Raw genomic sequence first — 22,521 nt, forward strand, 5'->3', positions numbered from 1 at the left:
GACACACCTTCATGTTCCGGTCCAAGGCCCTCATCACGGGCGTCATGTCCCTTGCCCTGCTGACCACGCTCACCGCGTGCGGATCGGACTCCGGTGAGGACGAGGGTGATTCCTTCTTCTCCCGCGCCAGTAATTCGCCCTCCCCCGAGGCCGAGGAAGCGAGCCGCCCCAGCGCCAAGACGCTGAGGGACGTCCAGGAATTCATCACCGGTGCGGGACTTCCGTGCGACAACCTGACCGACGACGAGATGGCGAAGAATACGCCTCTCGGGGGGTTCCTCGGCCCTGCGGAACAAACGTACAACCCTGCGGAGGAGGCCGACCCGTGGGCCATCCGTAAGGCCGGGTTTTGTGGGGACGTCGACGCCGACATGGGTGGCTGGGTCATCTATCTACCCAAGGACATGAAGGCGTTCCAGGAGAATTACCGTAAAGCGGCCCGAGAGGAGGACAAGGAGGTTGGCAGGATGGAGCTGGAGCGCGGAAGGTTCTTCATAGGCGCTGACTTCATCGTCGACCCCACGAATTACCTAGCCAGCCAGACCTTGCTCGAAGCGGGCATGCTGCTGGAGAACTGCGATCCCAGCTTCAAGGCTCCCGAGGGGTATCGCACAGAGAAAGCGTTGGCGAGCGGCTGCGTTCTGACCAACTATCTCCTCGATCCCCTGGACCAGTAGCACACCGGATCCCATGGGAAGGCTCCGCAGCTCAACCCAGAGGAATTTACTTCCTTCCGAAAGAGAACTGCGAAAGCCGCTGCCTATCTCGTTCTCGCCCCATCCCCGTTAGGACTTAAGATGCCCCCGCGCAACGCGCTGAGCCGCCGCATTCGGAACGCCGGCGCAGCCGTCCGTGCCGGTCTCTTTTTGGTGCTGGCGCTGATCGCCCTCACCCTGGCCGCGCCAACGTCGGCGTCCGCGGACTTCACCTGCGATTTCACCGGGGACGAGACTTACCACAGGGACTCCCCGGGCAGTAACGGCGAGGCCTTCATACCCACGGTCGTGCAGTGGGGTTCCCCGCCGGTCGTCGGAGATCTTCTGATCGACGAAGAATACGTCACTGAGGACTTGGTACAGCCGAAGGATGCAGGCAGCTACACCCTGTACGAACTGAACGGCATGCGGGGCCTCAACTGGTCCATGACCTTCAAGGACAAGGACGACGCCCAAAAGAACAACGGCACCTGGTTCAGCGGGGCGGATGACTGTTCGCTCATGACCTGGGTCAACAACGGCATGGCAAACATCATCTTCAACGGCACCAAGGTCCTGACCCGGTTCTCCATCTCGATCAAGGAGATGGCCTCCAACCCGAGTCCGTTCGCCGGCCTTTACTCGGGGCGGGACAACGTCGTCACAACGCTCAAGTCCCACGTCCTCAAGCCCGCCGTCCCGGTGATGATCGCGTTGGTCGGCTTCTGGGTGTTCGCCAAGTGGCGCAAGGGGGACATGCGCGAGGTCTGGGCCGGAATCTCCTGGACAGCGTTGACCACGATCGCGGTCATGGCCGTTTTGTACGACACCAACTACGACAAGTTCGTATCAGGTGCCGACAAATGGATCGCGGAGGCCAACTCGACACTCACGTCGACCGCGCTGTCCAGCGTGTCGGGCACGCCGCAGCCACCGTGCGACCTGAACGACAAGCGAGGGAAGGAAGGGCTTCGTCTCTCCAGCTGCGCAATGTACGACACGCTGGCGTTCCGCCCGTGGGCGCTGGGCCAGTTCGGAGAGGCGGGCAACACCTGCATCTTCAGGATGAAGAGCGACAAATCGACCGCCGTGAGCGGTTACTGCCCTGACAATGTCCCGGATGGAGTCTCGATGGGACTCCCGGACCACTCCGGTTGCTACTGGGGCACGAAGGGCAGTACCCGCTGCGCAGATCTCCGCGTGCGCCAAGTCGTCACACAGTCCATAACCGACATCGACACGTCGTCCGTACGCGGCGATGAAGATGAAGGCGACAAGAACCTCAACCAGTTCTACGATTGGCAACTGATCCGCGAGGACATCGCAAAGGGCACGCACTACCCAGTGCCGTACCCCGACTGGGCAGGCATGAACGCCTCCGACCGAGTGGGCATTGCCTTCTATTCCGTCATCGCCGCCTTCATCGTCGGTGTGATGGTCATCGTCCTCAGCGCGCTCACCCTGCTCTGGCACGCGGTCACACTGATCCTGATCATCATGTTGCCGTTGGTCGCCACCCTCGGTATCCACCCTTCACAGCAGAAGCTGCTCAAGGGCTGGCTGGAGACGTTCATCCACAGCTTCGTGCTGCGGGCAGGCTTCGGAGTGATCCTGACCGTCCTGCTCGTCCTGTACCAGATCATCCTTCCGGCCCAGGTCGCCCTGGGTACGCAGCTGTTGATGCTGGTCCTGGTCACTGCCGCCGTGGTGATGATGCTGAAGAAGCTCCTCGCCGGGAACTTCAGCCCCGAGTTCGCCGGCGGTGCCGGTGACGCGATGGGCATCCGGGAGGCAGCGAGCGCCGGGAGCGACAAGGTGGTCACCAAGGGCAATACCGCCATGGCGAGCACGGCCAAGGCCGGCGGGCGGGTCGTGGGCAAGACCGCTGCGGGGGCAGCCAACTTGCTCACCGGACGCAAGGGCCGTAAGGCGCTCCAGGAGCAGGGCTGGCTCGGCCAGTCCAAGCGCGAGCAAAACCAGTCCGCCTACTGGGCAAAGGAGGACGCGCGGGCGGCCCGAGAGGACAGGGCAGCAGCCCGCGTGGGGAACAACGGCAACAGGCCGACACCCCAGCCGGAGGCGGAGCAGGAGCCGGAAGGGCAGGAATCCGCCGACTCCAGGCGCAGCGGACGCGTCAGCGGTTCGAGCGGCGCGCAGACCCAGCAGCCGCCGCCCAAGCCCGCGCCGAGCCCCGCGCCCACGGCCCCCGCGCCGCGCCAGGAGCCGGAGCCCCAGCCGTCACCGCGCCGGGTCGCTCCGGCGGATCCGACTCCGCCCGCGCCGCGCCCGGCGCCGCGGGACCCGCGTGACCCGAGCGGTCGCGTCTGACCGGCCCTCGCCCGCCCGCACCCGGCGCACCGCCCCACTCCGAGGAGCCAGCCCATGCCTGCCTTGACCGCCGACCGCGCCCCCGACCAGTTGGTCGGGGAGATGCAGCGGCTCACCGGCGTGGACTGGCCCACGGTGTGGGCGGGCGTCCCCACGGACGCGGAGAAGCGCGCCCACTGGTGTGCGGGCTTCGGCTGGCACCCCCTTTGGTTCCAGTCCGGCCTGCGCGTCCGCACCTCCCTGGGCGGCCGCCTGCACCTCGTCTCACTCGGCCCGGCCCTCCCCGTGACCCGCGCCGAGTACACACTGTGGGCGGCCCGGTCCCACGACGTGTCCGAGAACGGCAGGATCACGGATCTTTCCGAGACCCGCTGGCAGGCCCACTTCGACGCGTTGCGCGGCTACCTGGGAAACCCGACCCACCGCAGCACGTGGGACAGCCCGGACTTCCCGGAACTGCCCGGCCCACAGCCCTGGCCGGACACGCGCTGGCGCTCGGAGCACCAGGACCCTCACCGAGTGGCGGTGTGGCGCTTCCTTCCGCCGCACGCCCCCCTCGTGGAGTTGCGGATGACGCTCGGCGCGGTCACCCGGCGCGGCCCGGTACCGGCCGATGCGAGGATCGTGCTCGCCTGTCACGACCCCGCCCACGCGGACGCGGAGCGGCAGGCACGGCACGGGTGAACCGGAGCCGCCCGAGAAGACGAGGAGGCAACAGACGATGACGACCACCAGGATCGACCGCAGTCCTGAGCAACTGGCCGAGGAACTCACGGGCCTGGAGCACGTGGACTGGCCCGCGGTCTGGGCCGGTCCTCCGAACCCCGGTCAGGCGTTGGACGATTGGTGCGCTCTGTTCGGCTGGAAGCCGACCTCGGCGGAGCGGGTGCTGACAGTACGCAGCGCCACGGGGCAGAGCTTCGTGCTCGACCCCGTGCGCGAGGCCGGCTGGGCTCCGATCAAGCAACTCGGCTGGACCAGTTGGCAGCAGTCGGCCGACGACGTCTCCGAGAACGACGAGGTCCTCAAGCAGGCAGCTGAGAGGTGGGCAGCGTACCTGGCTGCCGCACGCCCTGTGCTCGGTGAACCCGCCTTCGCCGGGGCCTGGAACGACCCCGCCTTCCCCGAACCGCCGCACGACCGGCACTGGCTCATGCCCCGCGACATCCGCCTGGAGGACATGGACCCCTACCGCATGGCTGTGTGGCGCGAGAACGGCCCGGAAGGGCGCATCACGGTGCTCACCGTCAGCCTGGGCGCCGCCCTGGAACCCGGCGAGCTTCGGCGCGCCCTCATCAATGTCGACTGCTATCCGCCGGAGGCCGTGTGATCCAGGTACACGTGTCGGACCAAGTCCTCGACGACGCCCGGGGCCGACAGCACACCGGCGAGTCCGCACCGACTCCAGACGAGGTCAAGAGAATCTCGAAGCGGTTGCGGGCAGGCATCGCCCACCTTCCGGACAAGGAATACACAGCGCAACTCCGCAAGCGACTGAGGGAGTTCACTGCTGAGCAGGACATGGAACTTCCCGCCCCCGACACCCGATCGGCCTTCTGGTCCTACCGGTTGGAGGATCACCCGACCGTCGACGTGCAAGCTGGGGAACAGCTTCAGAGCATGCACGTAGCGGCGGCGTACACCGAGGCTCAGAACTCAATAGTCGAGAACACTCTGCGGTACCTGGAAGGCACACCCGGCGGACAGGCACTGGGCGACCTCCACCTGTGGGATGCAAACGTGCAGAGGGCGCTGAAGCTGGACCGGGACACGGGCACGGCCCTCGCCTACGACGCCTGGGGCGCCCTCTCCCAGAGATACGCGGCCACGACCGAGACCGAAGCTCTCTTCTTCATGGCCGAGCTCAACCCGGGGGCCGTCGCCTACCAGACGGAAGCCCCACAGCTCCGCCAGGACGGCAAGCTCGACATCATCAACTTCATGTATCCGCCGCCGATGGACAAGTACGCGGACCTCGCGCCGGAAACCCAGGAGTTGCTGGCCTCCCAGGCCGTACGCGCCCAGGTCCACACCTTCGCGTACGACGAGAACGACCCCAAGTACACGCCGCTCACCAAGGCCGGCCACCTCGACCTGGAGCACCTGAAGTCGCTCCCCACTCCGGAGGCCCAACGCGCCGCCGTCCTCGAGGTCTGCACCCGCGTGGCAGCGATGGACGGCCCCGCCCGCACGGCCGACGTCGAGAAGTACGTCGAGGAGATCAAGGTCCTGCGCCCGGATCACGAGGTGGTCCTGCCCAGCTCCACGGATCTGGCATGGGCGTACGAAACCCGCGCCCAGACCACCCCCGTGGTCAGCACCCACGGCGCCTTCCTCCCCGGCGTGGAAGTGAACGCGAGGACCGGCCCCCAACAGATCCAGCCGCCCGAGGCCTCGGCGCAAGCCATCGCAGGCGCCCACTTCCTGCCCGGAGTCACCCTCAAGCCCGCACCGGCCCCCGCCGCACCGGGCCCCACCGTCCCCGCTCCCACCCAAGCCCCTCCCACCCCCGAGCAGGCGCGCGGCCCAGGCCTGGCCGAGTAAACAAGCCGCCGCCCCCTGCCGTACCGCCCCGACCCGAGGAGCCACCCCATGCCAGTCCTGACCGCCGACCGCACCCCCGACCAACTGGTCGAGGAACTGGGGCGGCTCATCGGCCTGGACTGGCCCACGCTCTGGGCCGGAGTGCCGGAGGACGAGGAGAAACTGGCGCCCTGGTGCGCCGGTTTCGACTGGCGGCCGCTGTGGTTCGAGGCGGGCCAGTGGGTGCGTACGGCACAGGGCGGCCAGCTGCACCTGGCGTCGGTCGCCCCCGGTCGGCCCGTCACCCGGGTGGAGCACGTCCTGTGGTCGGTCCGGTCCGGCTCGGCGGCGGAGAACGCGGCCGTGATGACCCTCGTCAGCCGCAGGTGGCCCTCCTACCTCGCCGCCGCCCAGGCCGTACTGGGCACGCCCGTCTGGTCGGGCGACTGGGACACCGACGGGTTCCCGGAGGCCCCCGGACACGCCTACTGGCGCGACGAGGAGTGGCGCCGGGAACACCGGGACCCGCACCGCCTCGCCGTGTGGTTCCCCCGTACGCCGGGCGCACCCATGTGCGCGCTCAGGGCGAACCTGTCGGCGGGTACGGCGGCCGGGTGGGGACCCGGCAGTGCGACGATCTCCCTCGCCTGCCACGGCCCCGCCGACCCCGAGGACGACGGCTCCGGCTGGCTGCTGTGACTACGAGGAACACGAGGTACTGACCATGGGACTCTCCGCTTCGGGTCCGCAGGACCGGACCCCGCAGGAACTGATCACCGAACTGCGCGGACTGACGGACGTGGACTGGCCGACGATCTGGGCCGGCCCGCCCTACCCCGGCAAGGGCCTGGACATGTGGTGCGCGCAGTTCGACTGGGTACCGACGAGCTTCGAGCGGGTGCTCCAGGTCCGCACCGACACCGGCGGCCAGCTCACCCTCAACAATCTCGGCGGCCGCTGGGCCCCGGTGACCCACGTCAGCCACTGGCTCTGGGGAGCGAGCGCCGAAGGCGTCGAGGACAATCCCGCGGTGTTGGCGGAAGCGGTGCGTGTCTGGCCCCTTTACCTGACGGCCGCCTGCGCAGTCCTGGGCGAGCCGACCTGGGAGGGCGCCTGGGACGCGGAGGACTTTCCCGAGAGCCTCGGCGACTACGACACCGGATCGCACGAGTACCGGTTCGAGCAGCAGAACCCGTACCGGTTGGCCTACTGGATGCCCCGCGAGGCCACCGGCCCGTTGGTGATCCTTCAAGTCTTCCTCAGCTTGGACACCGCCGCACCGCAGCCCCGGCGCGGTGTCGCGAACATGTCTGTCAAGTTCTACCCGCGGCCGGTCGGGATGGGAGCGCTGTGAGCCCACAACCCATACCCCGATACATCGAGCGGCTTGCCCTCAAAATCGCCAGCGAGGAGGACGAAGCAGCTCGGAAGGCAAACACGCCGGAGGGGGCGCGGGCCATCGTCCGTCGCCTGACAGCCGAATCCGACGCCAAGGGCTTCTCGTCCGTCAAGGAATACATCGAGTCCGTGACCAAGGACCGGGATGGTGTCACTCCCCCGGAGGGCACCTCCCCCACGAGCGCCTTCTGGTCGCACGGCATCCTGCACGACGAAGCGCCGCTGAACTGGAAGGGCGAACACTTCCTCGACAACCGGTATGTGGCCGAGGCGTGGGCCAGGACACAGAACAAGCGGAATCCCGGCTCCGCGCAGACCCTGGAGACCACAGCCGCAGGCCGCTGGCTGAACGAGGCGTACCTCTTCGAGGAGACGGTCCGAGAGGTACTCGGTGGCGATGGCCACGGCTTCACCTACGAATGGGCCCGCGGCTGTTGGGCCAACATCTCCGAGACCTACGCCGCCGCGGCCCGCGGCCAGGTCGTCGTGTTCGCCGAGTCCGCCCACACGCGCTCGATCCTCTACAACCAGGAACTCCCCGCCCTGCACACGAACCCGTACGTCGGCGTGGACAACGTCAAGTTCGCCTACGTGCCGAGCAAGCAGTGGCCGGAAGCTTCACGGAACGAGATCGGCGCGCACCAGATACGCGCGCAGGTACAGGTCGACGACCCGACCCTGCCGCACTACGTCGACGTCGCCGCGTACGCGAAGCAAGATCCCGTCGCACGTCAGGAGGCTCTGACCGCCGAGTGCGCGTCGGTGACGGCCGAACGCAACGAGAGAGCAGCCGCGAAGATCGCAGCCACTCCCGCCACGAACGAGGCGGAGGTTCCCGAGGCCGAAACGCCTGCCGTCGAATCATCGGCCCAGCCCGCACAGCCGTCGGCCCGCGTCCCCGTCTGGCAAGTCGGATTCAAGCCCGTACCCGTCAAGAACGAAGCACGAGCCGCCACTTCGGTGGCCACTCCCACGGCTCCGCCGACCCCCGACCTCGGAAAACAAGCCACAGGCACAGGGCTGGAATGACCACGAAGACGAGCAAGCAGCCAAAGGCGGACGCGATGACAAGCTCCAAGGCGGGCTCCCTGCGGGAATCGAAGCCACAGCCCTCTGCCCCCGGCGCGCCCCGCCCGGCCTCCGCCCTGCCCGGCCTCCGCCGCCTCCTCCACCAGGACAAGAACGACCCCTGGGCCGTACGCATGCTCCCCCGCATCGTCTTCGGCCTGGCCGCCGCCTACACCCTGTTCGCGATCGCCTCGCAGAGCGGCTCGTCCTTCGTGATGGTCTGCGTGGTGCTGCTGCTCGGCGGAGCCGTCTGGCTGCTCCGCCGCCGCACCCAACTCCTCCTGGCACTCGCCTCGACCGTCCTCGCCATGGCCTTCAGCGGCTACTTCTCGGCGGCGGGTGACGCGGCGCGGATGAACACGAGCGCGATGGTCACCGGGACGGCCGCGTTCGGGTACTGGGCCGTGGCCGGGATGGCCCTGCTCGGCGCCTGGATGGTGAAGGAGCACCCGGGCCGGCGCGGGGTCACGGTCGTGCTCGCCGATGTGATCTTGGTCATCGGCTCCGTCGCCGGCATGTTCGCCCCGGAGGCGGGCGTGCCCATCGGATTCGTGGGGGTCCTCGCGGTCCTGGCCGTACGCGGTGCGGCCGCGAAGGCGATGACGGACCGGGTCAAGCGGGTCGCGCGGGCGATCGGTCGGCCGCGTCGGCGCGACTCCCGTGAAACGACGGACAGTTGAGGCGCGCGTGAAAGATTCGTCACGTCACTGTTCGTTTCTGGCCAGTACTTTGCACATGCGTTGCAGCAGTTTGACAACTTGTTCTAGAGTCCCCCGCGATCACAGATCACCACGGGGGATATTACTCATGCGTATGGCGAGCCATACGACGCTGGCCAGGCTGCCTGTCCAACCTGCCCACAAGGCGGTTCGGCGGGAAGCCCACGTACCCGACGCGGCACTGCCCTGTCGGCGACGGCCGGACGTCTTCCAACACCCGTTGCTGGACAACTCGCAGAACCCACACAGCCTTTACGGCCCGGACGGTACGACGGCCGCGACCACGGGCATCTCACCCGACCAGCGCCACCAGCACCTCGTCCTGCTCCGCACCGCACGCGACCTGTGCGCCTCCTGCCCGCTCTGGGCGGAATGCCTCCAGGACGCCGTCGCGTACGCCGAACCGTACGGCTACACGGCGGCCACCACCCGGGAGGACCGGCGTGCGCTGCGCCGCATGCTCGACATCGGCGACGAGAACGGCGACCTGCCGGCGCACGCCGCGATCCGCTTCGACTCCGGTTCACTGCCCCGGCGGCTGACCCGGCTCAGGTCCCGAGCCGACGAGTCGTCCGCGCCCCACACGACCCGCCGCCAGACCGCCCCGGAGCTTCCCGAACTGGAGCGGATCCTCGACGCCTTCGACCTGCTCCAAGGCCAACTGGCCCATGATCGACCTCTGTTGCGGGAACGAACGCAAGGCGGCGCGCCCACACCGCTGTTGCAATCGCACATCACCTCACAAGCAACTCACAGACAGCCGCCCACCACGGGCGGGCCGTCACACCCGCCCAGACCGTCGGACGACAGGAGCGAGGAACCCATGGCAGCGGCCGAGGCCGGGCAACGGATCGCCTTCTCGTACGAGGATCCCGCCCTGGCCGTACGGCAGGCCGTGCTCGGCCCGCTGGTGCGCTCCGCCCTGCCCGCGCTCACGAGCCTCGAACAGCTCGTCGCGATGCTGACGTGCATGCCCGGCGACGCGGCCTCAGAGGCCCCCCAAAACCTCACCGCCGTACGGGAAGCCGTCGAGTCGCTGCTCCCGGCCGGCACCGACGCCCCCGAAGACGCCGACGGCGCGCCCCTCCCACCCCGGCGGCCCCTCACCGGCTCCGTGTCCGTCGAACTCGCCACCACCGACCCGGTCGCCGCCCTCCGCCGCGACTTCCTCGAACCGCTGCTACGCGAACTGGCCGCCACCCTCGTGAACATAGAGAAGGTCGCGACGATGCTGGCGGCCACCTCGGACGACGCCGGCGACGCCCACCTGGAGACGATCCGCACCGCCCTGCGCGAGATCCACGACCGCTTCCCGAGGGCGGCGACACCCACACCCCACCAGTCGGCGCACTCGATCCCCGCCGATCACCGGGCCGCCGCACCGTCCCGCCGTACGCCCTCCGCCCCCAGCATCCGCGCCGCCGTCGAGAAGGCCGTGGCCGGCTTCCCGGGCGCCTTCTCCGCCCGCGACGTACTGCGCGCCCTTCCCGCCGGCGTCTACGGCGACCCGTCGAAGACCATCAGCAACGTCCTGTCGACGATGGTCAAGTCGGGCCGCCTGCAACGCCTCTCCCGCGGCACGTACGCTCGCGTCCTGGACGTCGAGGAGATCGAAAACATCGACGCCACCCTCCTCCCCGAGCGGGGAGAGGCGAAGAGCGCCTGACCCTAGCCGGAAGGAACCCCGACCCCAGATGACCGAACCGACGCCGTTCCCGAGCCAGAGTCCGACGTCCCCGTCCGCCACGCCCCCCGGCGCGGCGGACGCCCAGGTCCACGTCTTCTCCCCCAACGCCGGCCTCATCGACGGCGTCCCGGTCACCGCCCCGCCCTACGGCGACATCCAGGACGTCGTCCTGTCGATCCTCCAACAACGCGCCCAGCAACTCGGTGCCCCCACCCCGGCGACCATCACGGACAACCGCTACGGCGGCGCGATCCGCCTCCTGATCCACCCGGACGGGACGACGGAACAGCTGGACTGAGGAGCTGAGTGCGGCGTCGGCCCTGCCACGGCCGGGCCGTTCACTGGGCGGAGCCGACGAACAGGGCGACCCCGACGTTCGTATCGCTCGCAGACGGCCTTCTGCCAGGTCTCAACTCAGCGCCCTGCACGGCGGGGAACCGGCCATGCCGACAGATCCGAGACGAACTCGCTGTACGACCGGTTGGAACCCTTGGGCTGGGTGAGCAGGCCCTGGACCAGGGCCTTGGAGGCTATCTCCGGTCCGTCGCTCTCTCGGAAGCGTGGGCTGCCGAACACTGCTTCAAGATCTTCTTTGGGTGTCCGCCGCCGACCCGTGTCCTTCCCCTGCCATGAGTCGGGCAGTTTCCAGGACGGCCTGTGTAGGGCAAACGCGTCGGGAAAGAGAAGCAGCCAGGCCTCGGACTCGGCTGCCGCCAGCGCATAGACCGCTTCACACGCGCCGGCCGCCTTGTCCAGAGCCGAGGACACGGCTCGACGAGCGCTGTCATAGGCAGGTCCCGGGCAGGCGTCCATGTCCTCGTGGACCGCGATACCCACGAGGTCGCCGTTCTTCAGCTTGGCTTTGCCCCGCGCCTTGTTCACCAGAGTGCCGGCGGCGGTAGCCAGTTCGGGACCGGTCTTCTTCCGCAGCCGGACCGGATCGGTGATCTCGGTGAGCAGAACAGCGGAGGCGAGCTCCGGGTGAACAGCCTTGATGAAGGAGGCCAAAATGCGACGGTCGTTGGAGCTTTCTCCGGCGAGAACGACGATCCCTCTGCCGGAGACCTTCGCCGTGCTTCTCCTACTCACAGTTCGTCCTCTGTCAGGTCTCCGCCGAGCACGCCGGAGAACCACAGCTCGCCCAGAGGCTGATCGCCTGTCTCCGCGACGATGTCCTCGACCTCGTCCACCGACAGTGCCGGGATGATGGATGCGCCGCTGTCGTCGCGATCACAGACGATGAACTCCTGCGGCTTCAGGCGATCCACAAGGGCGGGGGAATGCGTCGCCACGATCAGCTGTGTCCGTTCGGAAGCCTCCCGCATCCGTTCCACGATGAGTTCGAGCGCCTGAGGGTGCAGACCGTGGTCGATCTCCTCGATACAGGTGAGGGCGGGCGGATGCGGGTCGTAGAGCATGGCCAGCAACCCCAGAAGTCGTACGGTGCCGAAGGAGGCGTCAGCCAGCGGAGTGGTACGGCGGAGGCCCCGCTCATGAAGTACGACGGCCAGTCGATCCGCGTAACCGCCGACCTGCTCGAACTCGATGGCCTCCAGTTGCGGCAGCAGTCGGCGGGCGTCCTCCGTCAGCAGACCCCAGCGCTCCTCGTCGGCGCTGAGCTGGACCAGGAAGGCTGCCAGGTTCTCGGCATGCGGTTCCAGACTGGCCGCCAGCGTGGAGCGGGCCCTGGTGGGCTGGCGTGCCGCTGCGACATCCACGTCGAAAACCCGGAAGGAGGAGAGTCGTTCGGCCACACGCGTGACTTCCTCACCGCCGTCCGAACGGCCCAGCCGTGGCAGGGTCGAGAGCCCACTGCTCAGTCGCTGGATGCCGAAACTTCCGCCGTCGGACTCGCGGCCCGCCCGTCGGTCGACCACACGGGCTTCCTCACCGGAGATCGTGATACGCCGCCCACGCCCACCGGTGCGCTTGAACTGGAAACTCTCCTGACGCGACAGCGTGTAGGAGTCCGGCCTGTCGGGCTTGGGAGAAGAGCGCCTGCGGATGGTCAACGAGTACTCGTCCGGCGCGGTGCGGCTCGCGTGGGTCGTCCAGGTGGCCTTGAGGTGGATCTGCAGGGAGGTTGGTGGCTTTTCACCACCCCAGAAAGCCACCTCGTCGAAACCGCCCTGCTCCTCAAGCGCGGGTCGGAGGTCGGTGCGAATGATCGCGGCGAGGAAGTCGAAGACCTTCAGCACATTGGACTTGCCGACGCCGTTGGGCCCCACGAGCACGGTCAGCGGGCCGAGCGGGATGGTCACATCGCGCAGACTGCGGAAGTTCTCGACGTGAAGTTCGAGGAGGCGGCCGGGCATGGGATGAACCTATCGAGTGGGAGAACACGGAAGGGGCGGGTGGGCGAAGCCGGTTTCATCCGTTGACCGATCGGCCGCTGTCCGTCCGGCCGGGACCGCCGCCCCGGCCCGGCACCCGTCCGGGGCGACATCGCTGTTGTCGGCGGTGCGAACCGTGACGGTTGTGCGGTGAAGCGACATGCGGAGCAGAGTAGACGCTCCGGCTGACAGCATGTCTGCTCGATCTTTTCACCGGCGGTACCTCGCCTTCGAGACCACGACGAGACACGGCGAACGGTCGAGCGGTGGGTGCCCCGGAAGATACTCCCGACCACCCACCGCCGTTACGGCCGTACGGCCGGACATCTCTCCGTCGTCACTCCCTGTCCGCGTCAGCGGTCATGATGCCGACGCATTCATCCAGCGCCGCGTACAACGACGGCACGAAGGCGGCGAGTTCGGTGTCCGACGCCCTCCCCGCCTCCAGTACGGCACCCACGACCGTTACCAGCACAGCGGCGGCCTTCAGCGCCTGTGTGTCAGCCAGCGCTTCGAGGAAGCCGCCGGGGCGCGTGTCCGCGAAGGCCTCCCGGCCGGTCGCCGGGTCCACGCCGAGGCTGCGGAGACGCGGCCCGCTCATACGGCGGCCTGCCGCGGGCAGTAGTCCTGGCCCGGCGTCGCCAGGACGGCCGCCCGGCGCCGCGCCCGCTGCAGGCGCCGACGATCGAGTTCGTCCCGCTCACGCTCCCATTCGAGGACGTACGGCCGGACCAAGGGCAACCCATCGACCCTGATGACGTCACCCAGGAACGGACATGGGGGTGCGGGCCGGTACAGGGACACGGGCGGACACGGGGGAGCGGAAGTCAGGGACGCCGCGACAGCGCGGTGCGCCCCGCGAGCGGGAAGGAAGAGGCTCAGAATCGCGGCCAGTAGGCTGCGTATAGGTCGACTCCTACGTAGTCGGCTCAGCCCCGGCACGGAAGCTCTCACCCTTCCCGCCGGGGCGCTTTCACCCTCTCAGGATAAGCACAATCTGCCCTGTGTGCACAGTGCGCTCACTCCGCACAGTCCGCACAGTCCGCACAGTCCGCACAGTGTGTTACCCAGTGCGCGCGATGCACCGCACGCACAGATGATCGGAGCATGGTTGAGTACGAGTGGGTGCGCATCGCAAGGGACCTCGAACGGCGGATCCGCAAGGGGGAGATCCCTCCCGGCGGTCGACTCGAGAACGAGCGCGCGCTGGCCGATGTGTATCAAGTCAGCCCTGGAACTGTGCGGCGCGCTGTGCGTGACCTGCGCGAACAGGGATTGGTCGAGACGCTGGCGGCCAAGGGGACGTACGTGGTCGACCCGCTGCCGCCCGCCGCCGGGTAAAGGTCGACTCGCTGACCCTTGACCGTACGCGCCCGCTGTGGCGGCAGATCGCAACGGAGATCATCCGGCGCATCGAGGCCGGCACATACCCGCCGGGAAGCCGCGTGCCGTCCACTCTGGAGATCGCCCAGGAGTTCGGCGTGGTGAACGCGACGGCAGCGAAGGCCATGCGGCATGTTCGGGAGCAGGGCTGGACGCGGGGCGAAGTGGGACTGGGGACCTTCGTTGCCGACCAACTGCCGCCGTCCTCATAAGCCCCCGACCCCGGCCAGCCGCGCTCGGCCCCGTTCGCAGCCGACCCTCCGTGCCATGCCTACGCGGCAGGCCCCGAACCATTGCCCATCTCGTCGATGCCGTCGAGGACATCACGAGCGACCCGGACATTCAGCTCCAGAATCTCGCGTGTGAAGTTTCCCGGATCACACCGATATCGCTCCTTGCCCACCTCGGAGGTGAATGCGCTAGCCGGAATGGCGTCCTCACCCGGCGGAAGAAACTTCAGCATCTCCTCGTACGCCGCGACGGTACAGGCCACCGCGCCGCGAAGCTTGTGATGCTCGGACTCAGGTGTGTTGAGGAGCTGGATTCCGGTGGATTCAGCGAGCCGACCCGCAACCTCCTCGAACTCCCCGGGGTCGATGATCCGAGAAGCCTCCGCACCACCGAATGCGGGCGGGGGCGGCGGAATCTCTTCCGTCATACGGAACTCGAAACGGCGGATCCTTCCACACTGCGCACAAGCACCCTCGTACACCGCGACCAGGGCATCGCCGCGCAGCTCCAGCCGGTGTTGGCGGTCGAAGTCGCCCGACCCGCACTCGCACCGATGCAGGTCCATGTACAGATGTGCTTCGGCGGATGAGCGCGCTGTCAACATGACATGATCCTAGGCGCTGTTCGGCTCATTCGTCGGCGCGGATTCGGGGGAGGAACGTCACGTGGACACGACGACCACCGACACGGGGACGCGTGCCCAGCAGGCGGCGCTGATCGCGACGGTGAAACGTGAACTGCGTGCGGTGACGACCGTCGTACTCGGGCAGCGATTCGCGTCGTTCGAGGAGAAGGTGTCCGAGGACGGCAGGGAGTACTTCTCCCTGGAGGACACCCAAGGCGGTTCGGCCGACCTCTGGGTGGACGCCATTCCCATGGTGTCGGGAATGATCGCCAACACGATGACGAACACGACGACGGATCAGTACGTCGTGCAGATATCCGACCGTCTGCCCAGCGAATTCCTGACCCGTGTCCTCGCCCATGAGGTGGGCGAACTCATCGCAGCACGCGACCGATCGAGTCAGGGTCTGGCGCCGGTGCGCGAGAACCTCCTGAACCAGGAGGCGGACCTCGGCAACCGGCACGAACTGTCGAGTCGGGACCATGGACGTATCGCCGAACTGAACTGGCTGGCCGCTCGTGCCTCCGACACGGAACTCGCGGAGTCGCAGCGGGCCGGGGCACGTGCCGACCTCTCGGCCCTGATCGACCACTGCGGTCTGCGGCCGGTGTCAGCCCTCACGGAGGCGGAAGCGCACACCGCCGAACGCAAGTCGGCTCGAACACGGCTCTACGCTTCCTGGAACTCGCTCTCCTCCAGAGCGAGACCACTGATCGCCACCCTCGCCCACCCCATAGAACACCTCAACCCCACCGACGCCACCGCCCTCCAAGCCTCCCGTGACGCCGCCCTGCGCGCCGAGCGTCAGGTCGAGGCCTTCATCGGTCGGCGTGACGTCACCATGGCCATGCCGGGCTACGACCAGAACGGACTGCCGCTCCCCCGCGACCAGTTGGAGGCGGTGGCGATGCAGTGGGCCGAGTACCGCGCCCAGATCAGCGCACGCACCGAGCAGGGGATCGAAGGGCAGTTGGCGCAGGGCGAGTTCCCGACCCGCCGCGTCGTGATCGGCGGCGGCGCGAGCCTGACCGGGCGGGACACGGACGCGCTGCTGATCGACGGGGCGGGCCGGTGGCACCTGGACCCCGGCCAGGGCATCGTGCAGTCGGCCGACCAGGACCGGGACCTCGCCCAGTGGATGGGAGTCGATCCGCACTCCACGGTCGAGCACCCCGGGCACCGCCTGCCCATCCAGGCCGTACGGATCTGGGAGGACCAACTCGCCACCCGGGGAGACGTGGTGAACGGCCACGCCCGCCTCCGCCTCGGCCGGAACGGCGAACTCCTCGCCGAGATCCAGAGGCCGGCCGAGGAGGGCAGAGAAACGCCGCCCCCACTGTGGGTGGCGTGCGACGGTACCCCGAGCATCGCCACCGGTCTGACCCCCGAGGTCGTACCCGGCATGCCACGCGGAGAGCACGCCGTGGAGAGCCGCGGCGAGGCCGTACGGCTGATCAGTGACCGGTTGCGGGAGTTGGCTCAGCGGGGTCTGGCGGGGGCAGACGAGCTGCGGGCCTGGCTGACCCAGGCCGAGCGCGGCGGCGCGGACGCCCGTACCGTGCTCGGCGTTCTGAAGTCGTCCCCGCTACTGGACGCCCTCACCACCGGCCTCGGCCCCGACAAGGCCCGCATGGGCAACTGCTTCGGCGCCCTCGACTCGACCGCGAAGTGGGAGACGGCACGGGAGGAGGCACCGGGCCGCGCGCTGCTCGGCGACGAGGTCGCCGAGAACCGCTTCGACGCGCGTCAGGCGAAGGACTGGGTCGTCGCGGGCTCCGGCGGCACCGGAGTCGCCAACGCCGAGATCATCCTCACGCAGAACCCGGACGCCCACGTCACGATCATCGGCTCGGCGCCGCCGCCGGCGCTGCAGCACCAGGTCCAGTTCCCGGCCATGGAGAAGATGTACGGCCACGGCGAGAACGGGCAGAAGCGCCTGACCTTCATCGAGGCGCGAGTGGGCGCCATCGAGACGTATCGGGACGAGAAGTCCGGCGAGACCCGCTTCCAGGTCCCCTACGAGGAAGGGGAGGGGGAGAACAGGCAACGGAAGGTGCTCCAAGCGCAGGGCTACGTCACCAGCCTCGGCCGCACCAACCCCCTCCCGCCCGCCCTCCAAGTCCTGGCCGACGAAGTGCGTGACCGGGGCGGGCAGATCTCCGGTGACCTGCAGTTCGACAAGGACGACCAGTACATCGGCTACGGCCTCACCTTCACCGTCGACGGCAAGGAACACCGGGTCGACGTGGACGGCGCGGCCTCCTGGCAGCTGCCGCGCGAGATCTTCGCCCCGGAGTCAGGCCTCCAGCGGCAGCTGAACGAGATGGGCGCCCGAGGCCTCCCCGCCGAGACCGGCAACGCCGCCCCCGGCTTCGCCCCCGTCGCCCGGCAGAGCGCCCTGCGCGCACGGGCCGTGGCGGCGCTGCAGGCGGGCGACGAGAGCGCCGTGCAACGGAGGTCGACGATCCCGGAACGCTGGCGCCGCCCGGACCTCACCCCGGAAACGGCCGCGGAGACGAAGACAGAGACGGAAACACCGGGCGGGGGCCCCGCGAACACCGCCCCACCGCAGAAGGAGACCCAACCGCAGCAACAGCCCCCCAACGCCGAGCGGACCCCGAGCCCTCCCGCCCCTACCAAGCCCGCGCCCGACACCCCCCTCTGGGAAGTCGGCATGCCCCGGCGCGGCACCCCCCGCGCACCGCGCCCCACCACCCAGCAACCCCAGCAACCCCAGCAACTGCCCCTCGGCCACGAGCGCCCCAACCCGGGGCTCGGCATAAACGACTGACCCGCCCGACCGAGGACACCGCTCGGCCGGGACCGACAATCAGCCCCGCCTCGGCCCCGTGATCGCCTCTCCGATGACGAAGCCCTTGGCGGGCCCTTCGGGGATGACGACCTCCGTGTCGTACGCAAACCGCCGGGTGTCCGCCCAGTCGGCCGCCTCCGGGCGCGGTCCGGTGAAGAGCGTGACGGCGCCCTCACCGTCGTAGTCATCGATGACGACGTACACCGGAATTCCGGCGCGGGCGTACTCACGTCGCTTCTTCACCCGGTCCCGGTCCTGGTTGCGCTCCCCCGGGGAGACGACTTCGACGATGAGGTGCACGGATTCGGCGGTCACGCCCAAGTCGTCCTCGTCCTCGTCACCGCACGGCTCCGTGTCCTCCGGAGCGACGAAGGCATCCGGGATCCACGCCTTACTGTCGTGGATCACGTTCCCGCCCTGGTAGCAGGTGTAGTCGCCGCCGTCCAGAAACCTGTCCAGAGCCCGTCGCAGACGATTGGCGATCAGGCCGTGCGAACGGCGCGTGGTGGGCGACAACTCGATGGCTCCCTCGATGATCTCAGCGCGGTAGCCCTCGGGCGGATCCATGGCCTTCCACACCTGCCACAAGGCCTCGCTCAGGCTGGGTCCATTCGCGAATTCGGCCCCGGTCTCGGACATGATCTCGGGCCTCTCGTGAGCACAGCAACGCCGCCACGCTAAGCGGCCACACAAGCTCACCTGCGAAAACACCCTCGCTTCACTCGAACTGGTGACGCAGAATCGACCCGCCCCGCACGCCCCGGATCGAACCACACCCCCTGCGCTGCCCCCCTGTCTCTCCTGCCCCATCCACCCCGTACAACCATTCCCCCACCTCGAACGTCTGATCGTCACCGGCGGCCCCCGCCGGTGACGATCGGCATCACGCCCTGAAGGACCCCATGACCTCAGCCAGACGCTCGACGGCGGCCGCAGCCACCGCCGTCGTTCTCGCCACCACGGGCGGTCTCCTCGCCGCGGCCGCCGCGCCCGCGGCCGCCGCCGTGACCTGCGCCTCCCCCGTCTTCAAGCGCCAGCTCTTCGCCAACACCACCTTCTCCGGCACGCCGAAGAAGACGGACTGCGACAGCGCGATCGACCAAAACTGGGGCACCGGCGCCCCCGCCTCCGGCCTCCCGTCCAACAACTTCGGCGTCCGCTGGAGCGTGACCCGCGACTTCGGCTCCGGCGGCCCGTTCACGTTCTCCGCCTCCGGCCTCGACGGCATCCGCGTCTACCTCGACGGCACCCGCAAGGTCGACCTCTGGAAGAACGTGTCGTCGACCGTCTCCAAGACCGTCAACGTCACCATCCCCTCCGGCAAGCACACCCTCCGCGTCGACTACGTCAACTGGACCGGCTTCGCCAAGGTCAAGTTCACCTACACGCCCCGCACCTCGGCCACCGTCGACGCGGTCGCCCCGCTGACACCGACGGGCCTCGCCGTGGCGTACGACAAGGCCACCGGCAGGGCCAAGCTGACCTGGGCGAAGAACAAGGAGATGGACCTCCGCGGCTACCGCGTGTACCGCCGTGGGGAGGGCGCGTCCTTCGCCGAGCCGATGGTGACGACCACGGGGACGTCGTACACGGACGCCACCCTCCCGGTCACCGGCGCGATGTACCACTACGAACTCCGCGCCCTCGACCAGGCCGGGAACGAGTCGAAGGGCACCGCCGACAAGGCCGTCACCACCGTCGACCGGGTCGCGCCCGGCGTTCCCCAGGGAGTGGACGTCACCGACGCCTCCGAGGCCGGCGGCATCCGCGTCGGCTGGGCGGCGGTCGCGGGAGCGTCGTCGTACCGGGTCCACCGGGCGGCGAGCGCCGACGGCACCTACACCCGGGTCGGCACCACGGACCAGCTCTCCTACCGGGACGCGACCGCCGAGGTCGACGTCACCTACCACTACCGGGTGACCGCCGTCGACGCCGCGGGCAACGAGTCCGCGCGGTCCGCCGCCGTCAGCGGGCGGCGCCGGGACGACACCCCGCCCTCCGCCGTCACGGGGCTGACCGCCACGCCGACCGAGTACGGCTTCGAGCTGAACTGGGACGCCAATCCGACGCCCGACCTGGCCCGTTACGTCGTCTACGGCGGCGAACTCGTCGGTGACGAGGAGGAGCGGATGTGCTACGCGGGCGAGGTGGAGTGGCTGTCGGCCGACACGACCTCGTACCAGTACCAGACCGTCCCGGACGGCGAGGAGCGCTGCTTCTTCATCGACGCCGTCGACGACGACTGGAACTCCCACTACGAGTGGACCCGCGAGCCGAACGTCGTGATCGCGACCGAGCTGGACACGCCGAGCGAGCCGACAGCCGAGTCCTCCTCCTGAAGGGAGTTGAGCGGTTCCGGACCAGGGGCAACCTCGTAGGACGTATCGGCCGTCCTACGAGGTGACGTACCGACCACTCGTCGGCCCCCGCCCAGGGAAGGACCACCACATGGCGAAGGACCCCGCCCCCCAGGCCGAGCCGGTCGTGGAAGCCCTCGTGGAGGACGACCTGTTCGGTGAGATCTCCGTGCGGCTGGACGTCGTACGCGGCGAAGTCGTCGTGGCGGGGGAGCGGGTGCCCCGGATCGAGATACGGCGGGCCGAGGGGACCGGGATGGAGGAGCACATCCCGGTCGGGACGCGGGACGGCGCCCTGCTCACCCTCACCGTCGACGGCACGGACGCCGTCATCGAGCCCGCCAAGGGCCGGCTGACCCGGCGTTCGTTCCGCGTCGACGTCCGGTACGGGGAGCACTCCTGGCGTCTGGTCCCCAACTCCACGGACGACAGCGGCCTGTTCCGTGACGGGACGGAGCACATCGGGGACTTCTCCTCCGAGGGCGACGGCAGGGTCGTCGGGGAGTGGCGCGAGGACGCCGAGCCGCAGGCCCTGGACGCCGCCTTCGGCTACGCCCTCGCCGCCGCGTTCGGCACGGGCGCCGACGCCACGTGGATGCTCACCGCCGGGGCGGTCGGCGAGTTCTTCGTCTGACAGCCGTACCCCGCTCCGCCACCCGTACGACGCGAAGGGCCCCGCCGGTACCGGAAAGTACCGACGGGGCCCTTCGCTCGCCGCGTCCCGTCAGTCCGACGGCTGCCGCCCCTTGGGCCGCCACACCACCAACGCGCTGCTCTGCTGCATCTCCTGATACGGCACCAGATCGCGCCGGTACGACGCGTGGACCGCGGCCTCGCGCTGGCGCATCGTCGCGGCGGCGCCGTCGAGGGCCGCCTCCATCTCCGCCACCCTCGCCTGCAGCGCGGCGACCTGGTTCTCCAGCTCGATGATGCGCTTGATGCCGGCCAGGTTGATGCCCTCGTCCTGCGACAACTGCTGGACCGTGCGCAGCAGTTCGATGTCACGGGCCGAGTAGCGACGGCCCCGCCCGGCGGTGCGGTCCGGGGAGACCAGGCCGAGACGGTCGTACTGGCGCAGGGTCTGCGGGTGCAGACCGGAGAGCTGGGCGGCCACCGAGATGACGTACACCGGTGTCTCTTCCGTCAGCTCATAGGGGTTTCGACGGCGGCCGTCCATCACATTCATGCTCCCTTCGCGGCCTGGAACAGCTCCGCCCGCGGGTCCTCGCCCGCGGTCGCCTCGCGATACGCCTCCAGGGCGTCACGAGCCTTCCCCGACAGGTCCTTCGGGACACTCACCTCGACGGTGATCAGCAGGTCCCCTCGGGTGCCGTCCTTGCGGAAGGCGCCCTTGCCCCGGGCTCGCATCGTACGGCCGTTCGGGGTGCCCGGAGGCAGTTTCAGGGTGACCGGCGGTCCGCCCAGGGTCGGGACCCGGACCTCGCCGCCGAGCGCGGCCTCGGTGAACGTCACCGGCACGGTCACCGTGAGGTTGTCCTCCTTGCGGCCGAACACCGGGTGCGCGTCGACGTGCACGACCACGTACAGGTCGCCCGCCGGGCCGCCCCGCTCACCGGGCGCGCCCTTGCCGCGCAGCCGGATCCGCTGGCCGTCGGAGACGCCCGCCGGGATGCGGACCTGCATGGTGCGGGACGACTTGGCGCGGCCGGAGCCCTTGCATATGTCGCAGGGGTGCTCGGCGATCAGGCCCCGCCCCTTGCAGTCCGGGCAGGGGTCGGTCAGGGAGAAGCCGCCGCCGGAGCCCCGCGCGACCTGGCCGGTGCCGACGCACGTCGGGCACACACGGGGGGTGCCGTTGGCGTCGCCGGTGCCCGAACAGGCCTTGCAGGGCGACTGCGAGGACATCCTGAGCGGTACGGTCGCGCCCTCGATGGCCTCGGTGAAGCTCAGCGTGACCTCGGACTCGATGTCCTGGCCGCGGCGGGGCTGCACCCGTGTGGTGCCGGAGCTGCCCCGGTTGAACAGGCCCCCGAAGACATCGCCGAGCCCCCCGCCGAAGCCGCCCGCCCCCTGGCCGCCCTGGGCGCCGCCTCCGAAGAGGTCGCCCAGGTCGAAGTTGAACTGGCCGCCGCCGGCGCCGGGTCCGGGGCGGAAGCCGCCGTTGCCGAAGAGGGCGCGGGCCTCGTCGTACTCCTTGCGCTTCTTGGGGTCACCGAGGATGTCGTTGGCCTCGGAGATCTCCTTGAAGCGCTCCTCGGCCTTGACGTTCCCCTTGTTGGCGTCCGGGTGGTACTCGCGGGCGAGCTTGCGGTACGCCTTCTTGATCTCGGCCTCGGTGGCGTCCTTGGGGACGCCGAGGACCTTGTAGTAGTCCTTCTCGATGAAGTCCTTGGTGCTCATC

At 69.0% G+C, this 22,521-nt stretch carries 24 protein-coding genes; 16 read left to right on the forward strand and 8 right to left on the reverse strand.

The genetic code is table 11. The features are described from left to right. Positions 1-11: 11 nt before the first annotated feature. From ACWD26_RS13675 to ACWD26_RS13725, 11 genes are all read left to right on the forward strand, one after another. Positions 12-677 carry a hypothetical protein gene (locus tag ACWD26_RS13675; RefSeq protein WP_451269468.1) on the forward strand — a complete coding sequence of 222 codons (666 nt, stop codon included), beginning with the start codon at positions 12-14 and terminating at the stop codon, positions 675-677. Between the two features lie 120 nt (positions 678-797). After that, on the forward strand, positions 798-3,023 hold the full coding sequence (locus tag ACWD26_RS13680; RefSeq protein ID WP_451269470.1) for a hypothetical protein: 2,226 nt from the start codon (positions 798-800) through the stop codon (positions 3,021-3,023). Positions 3,024-3,077: 54 nt separating this feature from the next. Beyond that, a complete protein-coding gene (locus tag ACWD26_RS13685) occupies positions 3,078-3,707 on the forward strand; it encodes a hypothetical protein (RefSeq protein WP_451269472.1) in 630 nt (209 codons plus the stop codon). A 37-nt stretch (positions 3,708-3,744) separates the two neighbouring features. Then, positions 3,745-4,353 carry a hypothetical protein gene (locus ACWD26_RS13690; protein ID WP_451269474.1) on the forward strand — a complete coding sequence of 203 codons (609 nt, stop codon included), beginning with the start codon at positions 3,745-3,747 and terminating at the stop codon, positions 4,351-4,353. Beyond that, on the forward strand, positions 4,350-5,567 hold the full coding sequence (locus ACWD26_RS13695) for a hypothetical protein (protein ID WP_451269476.1): 1,218 nt from the start codon (positions 4,350-4,352) through the stop codon (positions 5,565-5,567). Before ACWD26_RS13690 ends, ACWD26_RS13695 begins: the two co-directional genes overlap by 4 nt. Before the next feature lie 48 nt (positions 5,568-5,615). Next, entirely contained in the window at positions 5,616-6,245 is a 630-nt protein-coding gene (locus ACWD26_RS13700) for a hypothetical protein (RefSeq protein WP_451269478.1), read from the forward strand. 25 nt (positions 6,246-6,270) lie between these two features. Then, on the forward strand, positions 6,271-6,900 hold the full coding sequence (locus tag ACWD26_RS13705) for a hypothetical protein (protein WP_451269480.1): 630 nt from the start codon (positions 6,271-6,273) through the stop codon (positions 6,898-6,900). Positions 6,901-7,073: 173 nt separating this feature from the next. Next, positions 7,074-7,973, forward strand: a complete 900-nt coding sequence (locus ACWD26_RS13710) for a hypothetical protein (RefSeq protein ID WP_451269482.1) — start codon at positions 7,074-7,076, stop codon at positions 7,971-7,973. Beyond that, positions 7,970-8,692, forward strand: a complete 723-nt coding sequence (locus ACWD26_RS13715; RefSeq protein ID WP_451269484.1) for a hypothetical protein — start codon at positions 7,970-7,972, stop codon at positions 8,690-8,692. The genes ACWD26_RS13710 and ACWD26_RS13715 overlap by 4 nt, the downstream gene beginning before the upstream one ends. 127 nt (positions 8,693-8,819) lie before the next feature. Beyond that, on the forward strand, positions 8,820-10,397 hold the full coding sequence (locus ACWD26_RS13720) for a WhiB family transcriptional regulator (protein ID WP_451269486.1): 1,578 nt from the start codon (positions 8,820-8,822) through the stop codon (positions 10,395-10,397). Between the two features lie 28 nt (positions 10,398-10,425). Next, positions 10,426-10,716, forward strand: coding sequence for a hypothetical protein (locus ACWD26_RS13725; RefSeq protein ID WP_451269488.1), 291 nt, complete (start codon positions 10,426-10,428; stop codon positions 10,714-10,716). Positions 10,717-10,832: 116 nt separating this feature from the next. On the opposite strand, the gene ACWD26_RS13730 is transcribed toward ACWD26_RS13725, so the two are convergent. The 4 genes from ACWD26_RS13730 to ACWD26_RS13745 all read right to left on the reverse strand — a co-directional run bounded on the left by ACWD26_RS13730 (position 10,833) and on the right by ACWD26_RS13745 (position 13,492). Beyond that, a complete protein-coding gene (locus ACWD26_RS13730) occupies positions 10,833-11,507 on the reverse strand; it encodes a hypothetical protein (RefSeq protein WP_451269490.1) in 675 nt (224 codons plus the stop codon). Further along, positions 11,504-12,733: an AAA family ATPase gene (locus ACWD26_RS13735; protein WP_451269491.1), complete on the reverse strand. Its 1,230-nt coding sequence runs from the start codon at positions 12,731-12,733 to the stop codon at positions 11,504-11,506. The genes ACWD26_RS13730 and ACWD26_RS13735 overlap by 4 nt, the downstream gene beginning before the upstream one ends. A gap of 355 nt (positions 12,734-13,088) precedes the next feature. After that, the gene (locus ACWD26_RS13740; RefSeq protein ID WP_451269493.1) at positions 13,089-13,352 is read right to left on the reverse strand and encodes a hypothetical protein; all 264 of its coding nucleotides are present in this window, start codon (positions 13,350-13,352) and stop codon (positions 13,089-13,091) included. Beyond that, a complete protein-coding gene (locus ACWD26_RS13745; RefSeq protein ID WP_451269495.1) occupies positions 13,349-13,492 on the reverse strand; it encodes a hypothetical protein in 144 nt (47 codons plus the stop codon). The genes ACWD26_RS13740 and ACWD26_RS13745 overlap by 4 nt, the downstream gene beginning before the upstream one ends. Before the next feature lie 366 nt (positions 13,493-13,858). Between ACWD26_RS13745 and ACWD26_RS13750 the strand changes: the two genes are divergently transcribed. Then, entirely contained in the window at positions 13,859-14,092 is a 234-nt protein-coding gene (locus tag ACWD26_RS13750; RefSeq protein WP_451269497.1) for a GntR family transcriptional regulator, read from the forward strand. Positions 14,093-14,103: 11 nt separating this feature from the next. Continuing rightward, positions 14,104-14,346, forward strand: coding sequence for a GntR family transcriptional regulator (locus ACWD26_RS13755; protein WP_451269645.1), 243 nt, complete (start codon positions 14,104-14,106; stop codon positions 14,344-14,346). Between the two features lie 59 nt (positions 14,347-14,405). On the opposite strand, the gene ACWD26_RS13760 is transcribed toward ACWD26_RS13755, so the two are convergent. Beyond that, positions 14,406-14,969 (reverse strand): hypothetical protein, encoded by a 564-nt coding sequence (locus ACWD26_RS13760; RefSeq protein WP_451269499.1) that lies wholly within the window; start codon positions 14,967-14,969, stop codon positions 14,406-14,408. Between the two features lie 61 nt (positions 14,970-15,030). On the opposite strand from ACWD26_RS13760, the gene ACWD26_RS13765 reads away from it, so the two are divergent. Continuing rightward, the gene (locus ACWD26_RS13765; protein ID WP_451269501.1) at positions 15,031-17,781 is read left to right on the forward strand and encodes a hypothetical protein; all 2,751 of its coding nucleotides are present in this window, start codon (positions 15,031-15,033) and stop codon (positions 17,779-17,781) included. 39 nt (positions 17,782-17,820) lie between these two features. Here ACWD26_RS13765 and ACWD26_RS13770 read toward each other — a convergent pair whose 3' ends face one another. Further along, entirely contained in the window at positions 17,821-18,441 is a 621-nt protein-coding gene (locus ACWD26_RS13770; RefSeq protein ID WP_451269503.1) for a Uma2 family endonuclease, read from the reverse strand. A 263-nt stretch (positions 18,442-18,704) separates the two neighbouring features. Here ACWD26_RS13770 and ACWD26_RS13775 point away from each other — a divergent pair, with 263 nt between their 5' ends. Both ACWD26_RS13775 and ACWD26_RS13780 read left to right on the forward strand, forming a co-directional pair. Further along, positions 18,705-20,141, forward strand: coding sequence for a PA14 domain-containing protein (locus tag ACWD26_RS13775; protein WP_451269505.1), 1,437 nt, complete (start codon positions 18,705-18,707; stop codon positions 20,139-20,141). Positions 20,142-20,250: 109 nt separating this feature from the next. Next, positions 20,251-20,793, forward strand: coding sequence for a hypothetical protein (locus ACWD26_RS13780; RefSeq protein ID WP_451269507.1), 543 nt, complete (start codon positions 20,251-20,253; stop codon positions 20,791-20,793). Between the two features lie 90 nt (positions 20,794-20,883). Here ACWD26_RS13780 and ACWD26_RS13785 read toward each other — a convergent pair whose 3' ends face one another. Beyond that, positions 20,884-21,336 carry a heat shock protein transcriptional repressor HspR gene (locus ACWD26_RS13785; RefSeq protein WP_451269647.1) on the reverse strand — a complete coding sequence of 151 codons (453 nt, stop codon included), beginning with the start codon at positions 21,334-21,336 and terminating at the stop codon, positions 20,884-20,886. A 5-nt stretch (positions 21,337-21,341) separates the two neighbouring features. Further along, entirely contained in the window at positions 21,342-22,520 is a 1,179-nt protein-coding gene (gene dnaJ, locus ACWD26_RS13790; protein ID WP_451269509.1) for a molecular chaperone DnaJ, read from the reverse strand. Between the last annotated feature and the right edge of the window lies 1 nt (position 22,521).

This window comes from Streptomyces sp. NPDC002787, assembly GCF_053592095.1.

Coding starts and splice junctions, on each gene's coding strand:
- ACWD26_RS13760 (WP_451269499.1), bottom strand. CDS start 14,969: ATGTTGACAGCGCGCTCATCCGCCGAAGCACATCTGTACATGGACCTG.
- ACWD26_RS13720 (WP_451269486.1), top strand. CDS start 8,820: ATGCGTATGGCGAGCCATACGACGCTGGCCAGGCTGCCTGTCCAACCT.
- ACWD26_RS13715 (WP_451269484.1), top strand. CDS start 7,970: ATGACCACGAAGACGAGCAAGCAGCCAAAGGCGGACGCGATGACAAGC.
- ACWD26_RS13675 (WP_451269468.1), top strand. CDS start 12: ATGTTCCGGTCCAAGGCCCTCATCACGGGCGTCATGTCCCTTGCCCTG.
- ACWD26_RS13785 (WP_451269647.1), bottom strand. CDS start 21,336: ATGGACGGCCGCCGTCGAAACCCCTATGAGCTGACGGAAGAGACACCG.
- ACWD26_RS13690 (WP_451269474.1), top strand. CDS start 3,745: ATGACGACCACCAGGATCGACCGCAGTCCTGAGCAACTGGCCGAGGAA.
- ACWD26_RS13750 (WP_451269497.1), top strand. CDS start 13,859: ATGGTTGAGTACGAGTGGGTGCGCATCGCAAGGGACCTCGAACGGCGG.
- ACWD26_RS13700 (WP_451269478.1), top strand. CDS start 5,616: ATGCCAGTCCTGACCGCCGACCGCACCCCCGACCAACTGGTCGAGGAA.
- ACWD26_RS13735 (WP_451269491.1), bottom strand. CDS start 12,733: ATGCCCGGCCGCCTCCTCGAACTTCACGTCGAGAACTTCCGCAGTCTG.
- ACWD26_RS13780 (WP_451269507.1), top strand. CDS start 20,251: ATGGCGAAGGACCCCGCCCCCCAGGCCGAGCCGGTCGTGGAAGCCCTC.
- ACWD26_RS13680 (WP_451269470.1), top strand. CDS start 798: ATGCCCCCGCGCAACGCGCTGAGCCGCCGCATTCGGAACGCCGGCGCA.
- ACWD26_RS13775 (WP_451269505.1), top strand. CDS start 18,705: ATGACCTCAGCCAGACGCTCGACGGCGGCCGCAGCCACCGCCGTCGTT.
- ACWD26_RS13725 (WP_451269488.1), top strand. CDS start 10,426: ATGACCGAACCGACGCCGTTCCCGAGCCAGAGTCCGACGTCCCCGTCC.
- ACWD26_RS13705 (WP_451269480.1), top strand. CDS start 6,271: ATGGGACTCTCCGCTTCGGGTCCGCAGGACCGGACCCCGCAGGAACTG.
- dnaJ (WP_451269509.1), bottom strand. CDS start 22,520: ATGAGCACCAAGGACTTCATCGAGAAGGACTACTACAAGGTCCTCGGC.
- ACWD26_RS13740 (WP_451269493.1), bottom strand. CDS start 13,352: ATGAGCGGGCCGCGTCTCCGCAGCCTCGGCGTGGACCCGGCGACCGGC.
- ACWD26_RS13685 (WP_451269472.1), top strand. CDS start 3,078: ATGCCTGCCTTGACCGCCGACCGCGCCCCCGACCAGTTGGTCGGGGAG.
- ACWD26_RS13770 (WP_451269503.1), bottom strand. CDS start 18,441: ATGTCCGAGACCGGGGCCGAATTCGCGAATGGACCCAGCCTGAGCGAG.